13 protein-coding genes, 4 tRNA genes and 1 riboswitch are annotated in these 15,106 nt (G+C 59.9%); of the genes, 6 read left to right on the top strand and 11 right to left on the bottom strand.

All coding sequences use genetic code 11. The features are described 5' to 3' along the window. Positions 1-659: 659 nt before the first annotated feature. Positions 660-736 (bottom strand) — tRNA-Arg (locus M5B99_RS27155). A 355-nt stretch (positions 737-1,091) separates the two neighbouring features. Here M5B99_RS27155 and M5B99_RS27160 point away from each other — a divergent pair. The 3 genes from M5B99_RS27160 to M5B99_RS27170 all read left to right on the top strand — a co-directional run bounded on the left by M5B99_RS27160 (position 1,092) and on the right by M5B99_RS27170 (position 2,204). Then, positions 1,092-1,271, top strand: coding sequence for a hypothetical protein (locus M5B99_RS27160; RefSeq protein WP_248806944.1), 180 nt, complete (start codon positions 1,092-1,094; stop codon positions 1,269-1,271). A 65-nt stretch (positions 1,272-1,336) separates the two neighbouring features. Continuing rightward, on the top strand, positions 1,337-1,528 hold the full coding sequence (locus tag M5B99_RS27165) for a PA3371 family protein (protein WP_248806945.1): 192 nt from the start codon (positions 1,337-1,339) through the stop codon (positions 1,526-1,528). A 352-nt stretch (positions 1,529-1,880) separates the two neighbouring features. Further along, the gene (locus tag M5B99_RS27170) at positions 1,881-2,204 is read left to right on the top strand and encodes an Arc family DNA-binding protein (RefSeq protein WP_103497682.1); all 324 of its coding nucleotides are present in this window, start codon (positions 1,881-1,883) and stop codon (positions 2,202-2,204) included. 228 nt (positions 2,205-2,432) lie between these two features. On the opposite strand, the gene mgtE is transcribed toward M5B99_RS27170, so the two are convergent. After that, positions 2,433-3,875: a magnesium transporter gene (mgtE, locus tag M5B99_RS27175; protein ID WP_248806946.1), complete on the bottom strand. Its 1,443-nt coding sequence runs from the start codon at positions 3,873-3,875 to the stop codon at positions 2,433-2,435. Between the two features lie 322 nt (positions 3,876-4,197). Here mgtE and bamE point away from each other — a divergent pair, with 322 nt between their 5' ends. Next, on the top strand, positions 4,198-4,677 hold the full coding sequence (bamE, locus tag M5B99_RS27180; protein ID WP_248806947.1) for an outer membrane protein assembly factor BamE: 480 nt from the start codon (positions 4,198-4,200) through the stop codon (positions 4,675-4,677). A 65-nt stretch (positions 4,678-4,742) separates the two neighbouring features. Here the strand turns inward: bamE and M5B99_RS27185 are convergent. From M5B99_RS27185 to alaS, 6 genes are all read right to left on the bottom strand, one after another. Then, positions 4,743-4,819, bottom strand: a tRNA-Arg gene (locus M5B99_RS27185). A gap of 72 nt (positions 4,820-4,891) precedes the next feature. Continuing rightward, positions 4,892-4,968 (bottom strand) — tRNA-Arg (locus M5B99_RS27190). A gap of 108 nt (positions 4,969-5,076) precedes the next feature. Beyond that, positions 5,077-5,167 (bottom strand) — tRNA-Ser (locus tag M5B99_RS27195). A gap of 62 nt (positions 5,168-5,229) precedes the next feature. Then, entirely contained in the window at positions 5,230-5,418 is a 189-nt protein-coding gene (gene csrA / locus M5B99_RS27200) for a carbon storage regulator CsrA (RefSeq protein WP_002554426.1), read from the bottom strand. Positions 5,419-5,604: 186 nt separating this feature from the next. Further along, positions 5,605-6,846, bottom strand: a complete 1,242-nt coding sequence (locus M5B99_RS27205) for an aspartate kinase (RefSeq protein WP_100944734.1) — start codon at positions 6,844-6,846, stop codon at positions 5,605-5,607. 95 nt (positions 6,847-6,941) lie between these two features. Next, complete coding sequence (gene alaS, locus M5B99_RS27210) at positions 6,942-9,566, bottom strand: alanine--tRNA ligase (protein WP_248806948.1); 2,625 nt, start codon at positions 9,564-9,566, stop codon at positions 6,942-6,944. Positions 9,567-9,920: 354 nt separating this feature from the next. Next, positions 9,921-10,090: riboswitch (FMN riboswitch) on the top strand. Positions 10,091-10,218: 128 nt separating this feature from the next. Here alaS and M5B99_RS27215 point away from each other — a divergent pair. Beyond that, complete coding sequence (locus M5B99_RS27215; protein WP_248806949.1) at positions 10,219-10,710, top strand: 6,7-dimethyl-8-ribityllumazine synthase; 492 nt, start codon at positions 10,219-10,221, stop codon at positions 10,708-10,710. 149 nt (positions 10,711-10,859) lie between these two features. After that, positions 10,860-12,329 (top strand): M91 family zinc metallopeptidase, encoded by a 1,470-nt coding sequence (locus M5B99_RS27220; protein WP_248806950.1) that lies wholly within the window; start codon positions 10,860-10,862, stop codon positions 12,327-12,329. 9 nt (positions 12,330-12,338) lie between these two features. Here the strand turns inward: M5B99_RS27220 and astE are convergent, their stop codons facing one another. Genes astE through astB form a run of 3 tightly spaced genes read right to left on the bottom strand, consistent with a single transcriptional unit; the run spans position 12,339 to position 15,054 of the window. After that, positions 12,339-13,346, bottom strand: a complete 1,008-nt coding sequence (gene astE, locus M5B99_RS27225; protein WP_248806951.1) for a succinylglutamate desuccinylase — start codon at positions 13,344-13,346, stop codon at positions 12,339-12,341. 17 nt (positions 13,347-13,363) lie between these two features. After that, positions 13,364-13,651, bottom strand: coding sequence for a topoisomerase II (locus M5B99_RS27230; protein ID WP_103496542.1), 288 nt, complete (start codon positions 13,649-13,651; stop codon positions 13,364-13,366). A gap of 56 nt (positions 13,652-13,707) precedes the next feature. Next, positions 13,708-15,054, bottom strand: coding sequence for an N-succinylarginine dihydrolase (gene astB, locus M5B99_RS27235; RefSeq protein WP_248806952.1), 1,347 nt, complete (start codon positions 15,052-15,054; stop codon positions 13,708-13,710). Positions 15,055-15,106: the final 52 nt, after the last annotated feature.

Genomic DNA, 15,106 nt, shown 5'->3' on the forward strand with positions numbered 1-15,106 from the left:
CAACGAGGGTTGCGGCGGCTTTGAGGGCCTCTTCGCGGCGGTGCGGCGATCCGACAAGCTCCGCTCCCACAGGGACCGCGTCACACCGCAAACTCCGGATCAGCCCCGAACACTGTGGGAGCGGAGCTTGCCCGCGAAGCTTTTAGCGCCCTCAAGAACACCATCGCCGGCAAGCCAGCTCCTACAGGGCCGAGTCACACCGCAAACTCCCGGTCAGTCCCGAACACTGTGGGAGCGGAGCTTGCCCGCGAAGCTTTTAGCACCCTCAAGAACGCCATCGCCGGCAAGCCAGCTCCTACAGGGCCGAGTCACACCGCAAACTCCCGGTCAGTCCCGAACACTGTGGGAGCGGAGCTTGCCCGCGAAGCTTTTAGCGCCCTCAAGAACACCATCGCCGACAAGCCAGCCCACACACACAAGGGATCGTGTTTACCCCCAAGATTAAGTAATCGCATTCATTTACAGACGGAGAGAAGCCTCTTGGCCACAAGACGGGAACTCACACCCTCTATATATAGACGAGCACGCCCCTGACCAACCCCGGCAGAATCGGTCTCTCCCAAAGGAGCACCGGAAAGCAGGATTCGAAATACACAAAGCACTGATGGGCAGTATCAGAGCCGATGCGATAGAGGGGAACAAAGGAAACAACAGATATATGGTGTCCCAGGGCAGGTTCGAACTGCCAACCTTCCCCTTAGGAGGGGGATGCTCTATCCAATTGAGCTACTGAGACAACGGTCGACCACCAAGACAGGCGGCGCGAAGGACGGCGTGCATGTTAACGGGCATGCCGGCGTTTGTCATGTCGTCCCTAGGCTTTTTAACCGTAGTCCGCCTACCACGAGCGCGGGCCGCCCCGTGTTGAGCAAGCACCAGGCGCAACAGGCAACAGCCTTCAGACGATTCATCGGGCATTTTGCATTATTACAAAATGCCGTCATTGCAAGGTGCTTGACCCACACGCCAGAAACAAAATACAAGCCATTGTTCTAAAAGCATTTTTTCTGACAAAAAGCTTGGCATGCAGCCTGCTCTGAGTCTCTCCACGGAAACCGCCTGATTCAGCATCCGCCATGGAGAGCCTTTCGATGAATACCCCCATTCTTTTGGCATCGAATGCACTGGTATTGATCGCCCTGACCGCTTTCCATTTTCAACCGGAGACAGAGCCCCTGCCCTACGCCCATTCCGGCCCGAGACAGGCCGCCCAGAGGGCAGTCATGACTGATCACCTGACCCACAGCAGCACCCTGGACAAACCGCGCTAGGCAACCGTCGCCTTCGACAAAACGGTCCGACTGACGTTCTGAGCCCATTTCACCAAGGAACTCCCATGTCCAGATACGCCATCACCTTCCTGATCCTGACCCTGCTCGCCAACATTGCCCTGTGGATGGCTCCGGCCGACGCTTTCACCCTACCGCTGGTCGTCGCAAGCTGCCTGTTTGGCGGCTTTTTCATCCTGGCCTTGTTCGCTGGTCGGAAAATCCGCTTCGATCCGATCTTGCGCACCTCCGAAGACTAGAAAACCAGCAAATTGCCACTACGCTTAACATTAGAAGCAAAAGGCCAGGCCAACGGGTAAAATCCGCGTCGCGCTGGCCAGGCGCTTCCTGACAGGCCCGGGATGGCCGATCAGCAGGGCGCGACTGGATGAAACTTTCAAACCAGTGCGCATTTCTGATAATTGGTGCTGGCATATTGCCCTTGCCCAGTTCAATATTTGTCACAGAATTGACGCCAAGGATCTGGCAAATTTGAGGCATGATGCGGGCCTCATTTCAATTCAGGTTGAACATTTGGCCAAGCATGCTGTCCTACTGACATCCTGCGGCCAATTCCGAGAACCGCTCCCCTGAACTAACCGGTTTAAAACTATGCGCCCATTGAAACAGGCAATTTATTCCAGCCGTACGGCTGACAAGTTCGTCGTGCGTCTGCCCGATGGAATGCGTGAACGCATCGCCGAGGTGGCTCGTAACCATCACCGCAGCATGAATTCCGAAATCATTGCACGCCTGGAGCAGAGCCTTATTCAAGAAGGCGCACTGGGCGACGAGCTGAGCATGCGGCTGGACAGCCCGGAGCTCTCCCTGCATGAGCGTGAATTGCTCCAGCGTTTCCGCCAGCTTTCCCATCGCCAGCAGAATGCACTCGTGTCGCTGATCGCCCATGACGCCGAAATGGCGGACGCCAGCTGATTCATCCCTGAAAGTTCAAGCCAGCGGCGTGCTGGCTTTTTTTTGCCTGGGATTTGGGTAAGAGAATCGAACTGGCTGCGGACAAAATCCCGACTTGCTACGGATATTGTGGGAGCTGGCTTGCCGGCGATAACGACCGCAAGGGCAATCCAGGGGTAGGAGATGAGCATCGCAGGCAAGCCAGCGTCAAAGGTGAGCGGCTTGCCGTAAGAAGTCAGTGTCGAGCGCCTAGAGCAGGAAGATGGTCGCCAACCCAAGGAAGATGAAAAAGCCGCCGCTGTCGGTCATGGCAGTGATCATCACACTGGCGCCCATTGCCGGGTCGCGCCCCAGGCGCACCAGGGTCATAGGGATCAATACGCCCATCAAGGCCGCCAGCAAGAGATTGAGGGTCATGGCCGCGGTCATCACCACACCCAGCGACCAACTGCCGTACAGCAGGTAGGCGACCACCCCGATCACCCCGCCCCACACCAGGCCATTGATCAAACCCACCGCCAGCTCCTTGCGCATCAGCCGCGAGGTATTGCCGGTGCTGACCTGGTCGAGCGCCATGGCGCGTACGATCATGGTGATGGTCTGGTTGCCCGAGTTGCCGCCGATGCCGGCCACGATCGGCATCAACGCGGCCAGGGCCACCAGCTTCTCGATGGACCCCTCGAACAGACCGATCACCCGCGAAGCGACAAAGGCCGTGATCAGGTTGATTGCCAGCCACGCCCAGCGGTTGCGCAGGGACTTCCAGACCGAGGCGAAGATATCCTCTTCTTCGCGCAGGCCGGCCATGTTGAGAACTTCGCTTTCGCTTTCCTCACGAATCAGGTCGACCATTTCGTCGATGGTCAGGCGACCGATCAGCTTGCCGTTCTTGTCCACCACCGGCGCGGAAATCAGGTCATAACGCTCGAAGGCCTGGGCCGCGTCGTAGGCGTCTTCATCCGGATGAAAGGTCACCGGATCGCCGGCCATGACATCGCCCACCCGCTTCTCGGGATCGTTGACCAGCAGGCGCTTGATCGGCAGCACGCCCTTGAGCACGCCGTCGTAATCAACCACGAAGAGTTTGTCGGTATGGCCCGGCAACTCCTTGAGTCGACGCAGATAGCGCAAGACCACTTCCAGGCTGACATCTTCACGGATGGTGACCATCTCGAAGTCCATCAGCGCGCCGACCTGGTCCTCGTCATAGGACAACGCCGAGCGAACGCGCTCACGCTGCTGGCCATCGAGGGTTTCCATCAGCTCATGGACAACGTCTCGCGGCAGCTCGGGAGCCAAGTCAGCGAGTTCGTCGGCATCCATTTCCTTGGCGGCCGCCAGGAGCTCCTGATCATCCATATCGGCGATCAGGGTTTCACGCACGGAGTCGGACACCTCGAGCAGGATATCGCCGTCACGCTCGGCCTTGACCAACTGCCAGACGGTCAGGCGATCGTTCAGTGGCAAGGCTTCGAGAATATAAGCGACGTCGGCCGAGTGCAGGTCATCGAGCTTGCGCTGCAACTCAACGAGATTCTGCCGGTGGACCAGGTGTTCCACCCGGTCGTGATGAGGGCCTTCCTGACGATGCGTCAGGTCTTCGACCACCCGCTGGCGCTGCAGCAGGTCGACGACCTGGGCAAGACGATCCTGCAGGCTGTCCTGGCTTTTCTTTACTTCAACTTCGGTCATAGGCGAACTCCACTCCCAGCAGCGGAGCACGCCGGAAGGATCAATCAGTCAATTCGTGATTGGCAAAGCAAAAAATTAAGTAACTACTGGGTAAGTCCATGGAAATATTCCAAAAACCCCGGCGGGGCTGACGGGCGTAATCATACACTGCCCCCATCTCTTCAAGACCAGAAATCTTGGCAAGAACAAGCGCTTGCAATACCCAGCCGAGCGCTTTGCTGCGGCCTTCCCCCCTACGACGACTCATCCTGAAAAGAAAACACACGACACCGCCGAAAGCCCACCGCTAGGCTGAGTGAATGACCGTCAAGGAGGACGTCCGATGCTGCCCAGAAGCCACCTCTCACTACTGCTCGCACTCTGCCTGCCCTACCCCGCCGGCGCCGCCATCATCCATCGCTGTGAAAGCGAAAGCGGCCACATCACCTTCACCACACTGAGCTGCGCGCCAGCCGAGACACTGCAACCTCTGCGGGCGCACAACCCAGGACCTGGAAACCGGCCGACACCCACCCCGCGCACGAAAACGCCGACCTCAGCCGCGCCGCCCACCCCACAGCCGCTGGTCATAGTCGGCGAGCACGATGACGGCTGCGCCAATCGGTTGAGCGCGCAGGAAAAACGTCGGGCAATCATCAACCAGCAGGTTCGTCCTGGCATGAGTCGCCTGGAAGTGGAAAGCGCCCTGGGCAGGCCGGATAGGATCAGTACGACAAACACCACAACGCGCTACCACTACCACCTGAAAAAAGGCCGTAGCAGTCTGGTGATGCTGGATGAGAAAGGATGTGTCAAAGGCTAGCTGGCGTAACAGGCTCAAACGCCAGACAGCAAAAAGCCCGCAACCAGTGCGGGCTTCTTGGTGTATGGTGCACTCGACAGGATTCGAACCTGTGACCGCTCGGTTCGTAGCCGAGTACTCTATCCAGCTGAGCTACGAGTGCAATTTGTGTTTTTAGACCAGGTCACAACTGGTTGAAGCCACGTTGTTCGTATCACTACCAACAACGCTTAAATGGTGCACTCGACAGGATTCGAACCTGTGACCGCTCGGTTCGTAGCCGAGTACTCTATCCAGCTGAGCTACGAGTGCATTTGATGCCGCGCATTATAGGCCGTGAAATCTTTTTGTAAAGCGCTTTTTTCTAGTAATTTCAACAACTTACCGAAGAAGCCAGATCCACACGTACTAAACAAATAATGGCGGAGAAGGGGGGATTCGAACCCCCGACACCCTTTTGAGGTGTACTCCCTTAGCAGGGGAGCGCCTTCGGCCACTCGGCCACCTCTCCGCAACACGGGGCGTATAATAACCAACCTTTTCCCCGTTTGCAAAGCAAAAAATCAAATAAAATTAATGGCTTGGTTCTTCGTCCTTCTCTTTCTTGATCCGCAGGTAGATTTCCTCACGGTGTACGGCCACTTCCTTGGGGGCATTGACCCCAATTCGTACTTGATTTCCTTTGACGCCAAGCACGGTCACAGTGATTTCACCGTCACCGATGATCAGGCTCTCTGCGCACCGACGAGTCAGAATCAGCATACCTTTCTCCTACACGCACTTCAGTTCAGGGACAACAGTCTGCAAAAAGGGCTTCGGCTTACAGGCTATATAGCCATTGCCCTACACCCCCAAGTATTGACCAGCCCAGGCAAAAGAACAGCTCTCACCCATGCCTATCAAGAAAAACAAAGGGCGCGGTTCAACCGCGCCCTTGGGGACTACGCGTTACTCGCCCTGTCGGGCCGGTGCGTCGAGTTCGAAGGCCGTGTGCAGCGCCCGTACTGCCAGCTCCAGGTACTTCTCTTCGATCACCACGGAGACTTTGATCTCCGAGGTCGAGATCATCTGGATATTGATGCTTTCCTTGGCCAGGGCCTCGAACATGCGGCTGGCCACGCCAGCGTGGGAACGCATGCCGACACCGACGATCGACACCTTGGCGATCTTGGTGTCGCCGACCACTTCGCGGGCCCCGATCTCACGCGCGGTGTTTTCCAGGACGGTTTGCGCAGCCTGGTAGTCGTTGCGGTGCACGGTGAAGGTGAAGTCGGTGGTGTTATCGTGCGCAACGTTCTGCACGATCATGTCGACTTCGATGTTCGCGGCACTGATCGGGCCGAGAATCTTGAAGGCCACGCCGGGGGTGTCTGGCACGCCACGGATGGTCAGCTTGGCTTCATCGCGGTTGAAGGCGATGCCGGAAATGATCGGCTGTTCCATGGATTCCTCTTCATCAATAGTAATGAGGGTACCCGGACCCTCTTTGAAGCTGTGCAGGACGCGCAGCGGAACGTTGTACTTGCCGGCGAACTCGACCGCGCGGATCTGCAACACCTTGGAACCGAGGCTGGCCATTTCCAGCATCTCTTCGAAGGTGATCTTGTCCAGGCGCTGAGCCTGGGCCACGACACGCGGATCGGTGGTGTAGACGCCATCGACGTCGGTGTAGATCTGGCATTCGTCAGCCTTCAAGGCCGCCGCCAGCGCCACGCCCGTGGTGTCGGAACCGCCACGCCCGAGGGTGGTGATATTGCCGTGCTCGTCGACGCCCTGGAAACCGGCGACCACCACCACGCGACCGGCCTTCAGATCGCCACGAATCTTCTGATCGTCGATCTGCAGGATGCGCGCCTTATTGTGCGCGCTATCGGTCAGGATCCGCACCTGGTTGCCGGTGTACGAGACCGCCGGCACACCGCGCTTGATCAGCGCCATGGCCAGCAAGGCGATGGTCACCTGCTCGCCGGTGGAAACGATCACATCCAGTTCACGGGGAACCGGCTGCTGATCACCACTGATCTGCTTGGCCAGCTCGATCAGACGGTTGGTCTCGCCGCTCATCGCGGACAGTACAACCACCAGGTCATCACCGGCCTCACGGAACTTCTTAACCTTGTCGGCTACCTGCTCGATTCTCTCGACGGAGCCGACCGAGGTACCTCCGAATTTCTGTACGATCAAAGCCATTTCTAAGCCGCCTCAGCCCGTAAAGGGGCGCCCATTAATCATTCAACTTCACAGCTGCGGTGCCTGCCACTAGACAGCAGGCACCCGTCGCGGCCTTAAACGCCCTGTTCGACAAACGGCACGGTCAGGGCCAGTGCGGCATCCAGTTGCGCAGCGTCGATACCGCCGCCTTGCGCCATGTCCGGACGACCGCCGCCCTTCCCGCCCACTGCCGCAGCGGCTTGCTTCATCAGATCACCGGCTTTGAGTTGGCCAGTCAGGTCCTTGGTCACGCCTGCGACCAGAACGACCTTTTCCTCATGGACACTGCCGAGCAGGATCACTGCGCGACCGAGTTTGTTTTTCAGTTGATCAACCAGCGCCAACAGCGCCTTGCCATCCTGCCCGTCCAGGCGCGCGGCCAGGACCTTGACGCCCTTGACGTCCAGGGCCGAAGCCGACAGGTCATCGCCCGCCGCGCTGGCGGCCTTGGCCTGCAATTGCTCCAGCTGTTTTTCCAGCAGGCGGTTGCGTTCCAGCACCGCCGACAGCTTGTCGATCAGGTTGTCGCGACTGCCCTTGATCAGGTTCGCGGCTTCCTTGAGTTGCTCTTCCGCGGCGTTCAGGTAAGCCAGTGCCGCAGCCCCCGTGACCGCTTCGATGCGTCGTACGCCCGAGGCGACGCCGCCTTCGCTGATGATTTTCAGCAGGCCGATATCGCCGGTGCGGTTGGCGTGGATACCGCCACACAGCTCAACGGAGAAATCGCCGCCCATGCTCAGTACCCGAACGCTGTCACCGTACTTCTCGCCGAACAGCGCCATGGCGCCCTTCTTCTTGGCGCTGTCGATATCGGTTTCTTCGGTTTCCACCGCCGAGTTCTTGCGGATCTCGGCGTTGACGATGTCTTCCAGGGCCTTGAGCTGCTCAGGTTTGATCGCTTCGAAGTGGCTGAAGTCGAAGCGCAGACGCTGACTGTCGACCAACGAGCCCTTCTGCTGGACATGCTCGCCCAATACCTGGCGCAACGCGGCGTGCAGCAGGTGCGTGGCCGAGTGGTTCAGCGATGTGGCGTGGCGCACGTCGGCGGCGACCTGGGTTTCAACCTGGGCACCGATCAACAAGCTGCCTTGTGCCAGGACACCGTGGTGCAGGAACGCGCCGCCGGTCTTGGTGGTATCGCGCACATCGAAGCGCCCGGCAGCCGCCTTGAGATAACCGCAATCGCCGATCTGGCCGCCGGACTCCGCGTAGAACGGCGTCCGGTCCAGGACGACAACGCCCTCTTCGCCTTCACTCAAGACGTCGACCGACTGCCCTTCTTTATACAGCGCCACGACTTTCGCCGAACCGCTAGTGGCATTGTAGCCGGTGAACTCGGTAGCGACGTCGACCTTGACCAGGCTGTTGTAGTCCATGCCGAAGGAGCTAGCCGAACGTGCACGCACCCGCTGGGCGTCCATCTCGCGCTCGAAACCGGCCTCGTCGAGGGTCAGGTTGCGTTCACGAGCGATGTCGCCGGTCAGGTCCATCGGGAAACCGTAGGTGTCATACAGCTTGAACACCACGTCGCCGGGGACGACCGAACCCTTGAGTTCGGCCAGGTCCTGCTCGAGGATCTTCAGGCCTTGCTCCAGGGTCTTGGCGAACTGCTCTTCTTCAGCCTTGAGCACGCGCTCGATATGCGCCTGCTGGGATTTCAGCTCGGGGAAGGCCTCGCCCATCTCGGCGACCAGGGCGGCAACGATCTGGTAGAAGAAGCTGCCCTTGGCGCCCAACTTGTTGCCATGCCGACAAGCCCGGCGAATGATCCGACGCAGCACGTAGCCACGGCCTTCGTTTGACGGCAGCACGCCGTCGGCAATCAGGAAGCCGCAGGAGCGAATATGGTCGGCCACGACTTTCAGGGACGCCTGGTTGTCGTTGCTGCAACCGATGGCCTGGGCCGAAGCGCTCAGCAGGCTCTGGAACAGGTCGATTTCATAGTTGGAGTGAACGTGCTGCAACACCGCACTGATCCGCTCCAGGCCCATGCCGGTGTCCACCGACGGCGCCGGCAGCGGGTGCAACACACCGTCGGCGGTGCGGTTGAACTGCATGAACACGTTGTTCCAGATTTCGATGTAGCGGTCACCGTCTTCTTCCGGCGAGCCGGGTGGGCCGCCCCAGATATCGGCGCCGTGATCGTAGAAAATCTCGGTGCACGGACCGCACGGGCCGGTATCGCCCATGGTCCAGAAGTTGTCGGACGCATAAGGCGCGCCCTTGTTGTCGCCGATACGGACCATGCGCTCGGCCGGTACGCCGACTTGCTTGGTCCAGATGTCGTAGGCTTCGTCGTCGCTGGCGTAGACCGTGACCCAGAGTTTTTCCTTCGGCAGGTTCAGCCACTTGTCGGAAGTCAGGAAGGTCCAGGCGAAGGTGATCGCATCACGCTTGAAATAGTCGCCAAAGCTGAAGTTGCCGAGCATTTCAAAAAAGGTGTGGTGACGAGCGGTATAACCGACGTTTTCCAGGTCGTTGTGCTTGCCGCCGGCGCGCACGCATTTCTGACTGCTGACCGCGCGGGTATAGGCGCGCTTTTCCTGGCCCAGGAAGCAGTCCTTGAACTGGTTCATCCCCGCGTTGGTGAACAGCAGGGTCGGGTCGTTGCCCGGAATCAAAGAGCTGGAGGCAACACGGGTGTGGCCTTGCTGTTCGAAGAAGCGAAGGAAGGCTTCACGGATTTCTGCGCTTTTCATAGGTTCTTCCACGGAGTCTGCGGCCAAACGCAAGTGCATCACATCCAAAAGGGTTTGCGACTTGCAAAGGGCCGCATTATATCGGCCCTGCGCCTTGGGTACAGTGTGTTTATACGATAGAAACCGTCAATTGGACGGCCTGCAGCCTCATTCACGGCCAAATTCGGCCAATACCGCAACAACTTGTTCAATTTGCGTACGCCTGGCGTCCCTATACCCCAGGTCGTTCCAGCGGGTTCGACGACGGGTCGAGCCGCCGTTCACTGAAGAAATTCGATAGTCATTATCGAAACGACGACATGCGCGCCCTGAAAATATATGTTAAAAACTGGGCGCCGCCAGAAAGTCTGACGGCAACGTTCTCAGGGCGGGGTGCAATTCCCCACCGGCGGTAATGACGCGCAATGCGTCCAGCCCGCGAGCGCTTGACGATTCCCACGGCCCCGGCTGTGGCTCGACAAGGTCAGCAGACCCGGTGTGATCCCGGGGCCGACGGTCATAGTCCGGATGAAGAGAGAACGGGATTGAGACCCAAGGGCCGTGCGCCGGATCTGTGTGTGCCGATGAGCCTCCCACAGCGAAGCTGAACGTACCCTTGAATCCCATTCGATTCATATCGCCCTGTTTTTCACACAAACAGGAGTCAGAACAGATGCAACCCACCACCCTTCATCACAACCAACGTATCGCCTTTATCCAGGCCTGCTGGCACAAGGATATTGTCGATCAGGCACGCCACGGCTTTGTCTCGGAAATCGCCAAGCTGGGCTATCAGGAAAGTGATATCGACTTCTTCGAAGTCGGCGGCGCGTTCGAAATCCCCCTGCATGCCAAGCTGCTGGCCAAGTCCGGGCGTTATGCCGGCGTGGTCGCCGCGGGCCTGGTGGTCGACGGCGGGATCTATCGTCACGATTTCGTCGCCACCGCGGTGATCGACGGGCTGATGCAGGTCCAACTGGACACCGAAGTGCCGGTCTTTTCGGTGGTGCTGACCCCGCACCACTTCCATGCCGGTGAAGAACACCAGAAGTTCTTCTTCGATCACTTCGTGCACAAGGGCCAGGAAGCGGCGAAAACCTGCGCCGACACCCTGAGCAAACTGCGCGCCCTGCCGCGCCCCGTACCGCAGAAAGTCGCGGTCTGAGCCCCTTTGACCTGCCGACCCGAGTCGGCAGGTCATTCCTGCGCGCATAACTATCTACTCTCTCCCGGCGGCGCCGATGCGCTTAAGTGGATTCGACATTTTGCCCTTTCGGGGCTTTCGAAACCCACCGCCTGCGGAGACACCTCGGCATGAACGATTTTTCCAGACTGCACCAGGACAGCCCTGTCCTGCTCGGTAACGAGCACTGGATCGACGGTAACCACGAAACCGCCCAACCCGCCACAACCCCACTGGATCAGTATCCGGACGACCAGCGGGTCATGCGCAACCACATTCTGCACATGGACGACATGGCCATGGTGGAACGCAAGAAACTCGAGGCGCCCCCCGAATACCGAGGCCCGACCGACCATCTGGTCTTCACCACCCGCGACCGCTCCGACCACCTGCACCTGTACCTCACCGATCATCCGATCCTCGATATCAATGACCAGCGCTATCACCTGAAGATGGCCTCGGCCGGGCAAGTCATCGTATTGCGCACAGAGGGCGGCCACGACAGCATCCGGATCGACGATCAGGTGAAGATCACGGTATTCATCGATGCGGGGACGGGAGATGATCGGATCTTCAGCGGTGGCGGCTTCACCAAGGTCAACGCCGGCCCCGGCAACGACCAGGTCTTCACACGCTCCGGCGCCAGCTATATCGAAGCCGGAGACGGTGACGACCTCGTCAGCGCCCAGGGCAGCGGCGCCATGACCGTCTACGGCGGCAAGGGCCATGACACCCTGATCGGAGGTGAAGGCGCCTGCTTCATGGACGGTGGCGAGGATGACGATGTGCTGTTGGGGGGCAAGGGCCATAACGTTCTCAGCGGGGCGGATGGCAACGACCTGCTCATCCCCGGTCCCGAGCGCAATACGGTCTACACCGGCACCGGCGTGGACCTCGTCGAACACCTGGGGCCCAATACCCGACTGTTCAATGCCTATGCCGACGGACCTGTTCCATCCGGCATTCATGAAGCCCCTGGTATCATCATCGCCGCCAGGGACCTGGACAGTTGCGGCGTGGTGGTGGATGGCACACCGGAGTTCCAGGAGCGGGTCAAGGACGACCTCAAGCTGCTGCTGGGCTCCGGCAACGGTCGGCAATTGCTCGACGCCTTGGGCGAGGCCAGGAAAAAAAGCGGTGTCCCGGTGTTGGTCAAGGAGCTGACCGCGGAGGAGAACGGCATGTGTTTCCCGAATCGCCCGCAGCCCGACAACCCGTTCGAGGACGAACACCCCTTTATCGAAAACGGCCGGGAGGGCATTCCGATCAAGGGTTGCACGGTGTACTACGATCCCTCGTTCCTCAAGGGTGAAATCACCAGCATCGTGCATCTCTACCACGAGCTGTGCCATGCCTATAACTTCGTGACCGGGACGATTTTTCCGGGCTATGGTCCGGACGGCGTGGACGCGGACAACGTTCGCCAACCGGTTCCCAACGCCGAACTCCAGGCCGTCGGTCTAAGGGTGAGCGCGCCGCCCTTCGATTTCGACAGGGACCCGGCGACACCGCCCCTGGACAGCAATCCCGAGGCTTTCAGCGAAAACGGCCTGCGCCAGGAGTTCGGCATCCCGCCGCGCAAGCAATACCGCGGCGACTGATCGCCGGGGTTAAACCAGGCTCGCGTCGCTGGAGGGCACCACCAGGATCCCCGCCCGCAAGCCGTTTTTCACCTTCGGATTGGGGAAAATGATCCGTGCGCCCTCTTCTTCCACGACCCAGCGACTGCTCGCCAGGTCCTCGGCCAGCAAGTAGCCTTTGGGCAGTTCCGAGAAGTTCTCGATGTCCGCCGGCAAGTGCATCAGGAAGCTGTCACTGTGCTTGATGACTTCCCGCGCCACGCTGAACAGTTGCAAGCCCTCGAGCGTTTCATCGGTGGCCGGCTCGCGGCCCTCGATGATCTGCTTGAGGCGCAATTCCAGGCGCGAAACATCCACGCCTTCGTTCTGCCCGAACGGCCGGGCCTTGCCCAGTTCCAGGGTAAAGGACTCGGCGCCCAGCTTGTCGTAGGTGTAGCTGCTGAAGACGATGGATGGCTTGTTCTGCAACAGCACCGCTGTCATCCCGGCCGCGCGCAGGCGGGCCAGCTCGCGACGCGAATGCGCCCGGCCTTCCTGGTACGGATACAGGGCGAACTGTTCGATCTTCGAACCGCGAATGGCAGTGTGCAGGTCATAGTGCAGGCGCTCGCGATCCGCCAGGCTGAAGAAACTCGCCGCCAGGCGCTCCAGCTCGCAAGCGCGCAAGGCCTCGCTGCCACTGCTCAACTCATGCCGGCCATTGAACAGCCGGTTGACGTCCTGCTCGACAAAACGCTCGCCGCGACGGATCGCCTCGGGGTTGCCGAACAGGAACAGAATACGCGCGCGGGGCTTGAGATCGCCCCGGGCAATGTCGTGCAACAGGCGATCGAGCAACTCGATCGGCGCTGTTTCGTTGCCGTGGATACCGGCGGACAACAGCAGGTCGAGCCTGTTGTCCCGGGCCTCGGGAGGCCGCACTTCAAGTGCGCCCTCGCTCAGCCAGCGCATGCGCACGCCGTCGACCGTCAGTTGAGTCTTCTCCGCCGGTTCACGACCGGCGAGGGTCAGTTCAAGCAGTCTGCCGAGGGCGAGCATGGCGCGGTATTCCTTAATCAGTGATGGTGATCGCAATCAGGGCCGTGGACATGATCGTCCTCGCCGATCTCGGCCGGCTCCATCTCCAGTTGCAGGCTGACCAGGTTGGTCGCCAGCGGGCGCAGCAGCAGGTTGGCGTATTCGGCATCGCCTTCCTCGACATCGACCCCGATCAGCAGTTGGCCACGGCCGTCGTGCTGAATCCACAATTCCTTGCCCTGCCAGATCACCGCGACGCGGGTGCAGGAGGTTTCCAGTTGAGTGCCGTCGGTATCTTCAAGGATCAGCTGCAGGGTATCGCTCATGTTTTAGGCTCTCGTCTGGAAGTAAAACGCCGCGCTCCAAGACAGAGCGGCGGCCTTCAATGGATCTGGAATGGGTAAACCGAGCCCAGTTTAAGGATTTGCGTCAGTTCATCCAATGCCGTGCGACATTCAAGCAGCAACTGCGGGTCGGCCAGGTCGCTTTCACGCAGGCTGTCGCGGTAGTGCTTGTCGACCCATTGGGTCAGCGTGCCATACAACGGCGCCGTCATGATAACCCCCGGATTGACCGCCGCCAGTTCGTTTTCCTTCAAGGCCACGCGCAAGCGCAGGCACGCCGGGCCACCGCCGTTCTGCATGCTCTGCTTGAGGTCGAAGACCTTGACCTCACGAACCGGGCCGGCGGCGCTGGTCAGTTCCTGCAAGTACGCCCAGACCCTTGGGTTTGCGCGGCACTCTTCCGGCACGATCAGCAGCATGCCACCGTCGGCACGGTTCAACAGCTGACTGTTGAACAGGTAGGAACGCACGGCGTCCTCCACCGCCACTTTCGAGCGCGGCACGCAGATCGCCTGGAAGTTGCCACCACGCTTGGCCAGCTTGCCCTGCAACTCGGCGAGCATCTGCTCGGTGCCCTGGAAAGCGTCCTCGTGGTAGAACAATACCTCGCCGTTACCCACCGCGATCACGTCGTTGTGGAACACGCCCTGGTCGATCACCGCCGGGTTCTGTTGAGCATAGACCACGCCGTCATCGCTCAGGCCATGCAACCGCGCGACCGCCTGCGAGGCTTCGAGGGTCTGGCGCGCCGGGTATTTCTGCGGCGCCGGGTAACGGGTGTCGAAGGCACTGCGGCCGAAGACGAAGAACTCGACGCCGGCTTCGCCGTACTCTCGGCAGAACCGCGTGTGGTTGGCCGCGCCTTCGTCGCCGAACTGGGCCACGGCGGGCAACGCCGGGTGATGGGCGAAGTGTTTCGAATCGGCGAACATCGCCGCCAGCACGCGACTGGTGGTCGGGTGTTCGATGCTGCGGTGATATTTGCAGTTGAGGTTGGCAGCGGTGAAATGCACGCGACCGTCGGCGGTGTCGGCACTCGGGCTGACGGTACCGGCGTTGGCCACCCACATGCTCGAGGCCGAACAACTGGCAACCAGCAGCGGCATCGCCTGTTTCGCGGCGCGCTCGATCACTTGCGCATCGCTGCCGGTGAAACCGAGGCTGCGCAGGGCGGCTACATCCGGGCGCTCCTGCGGTGCCAGCACGCCCTGGACAAAACCCATGTCCATCAACGCTTTCATTTTCGCCAGGCCTTGCAGCGCCGCTTCCTTGGGGTTGGAAGCCTGCTGGCTGTTGCTCTGGGAAGCGACGTTGCCGTAGGACAGGCCGCCGTAGTTATGGGTCGGGCCTACAAGACCGTCAAAATTGACTTCAAAGGATTTCATCGGCGAGGCTCCATGAATCTGTTTTTATAAGCACACATCATCTGCGTATGGC

The organism is Pseudomonas sp. MWU13-2100 (genome assembly GCF_023242365.1).
GTDB lineage: Bacteria > Pseudomonadota > Gammaproteobacteria > Pseudomonadales > Pseudomonadaceae > Aquipseudomonas.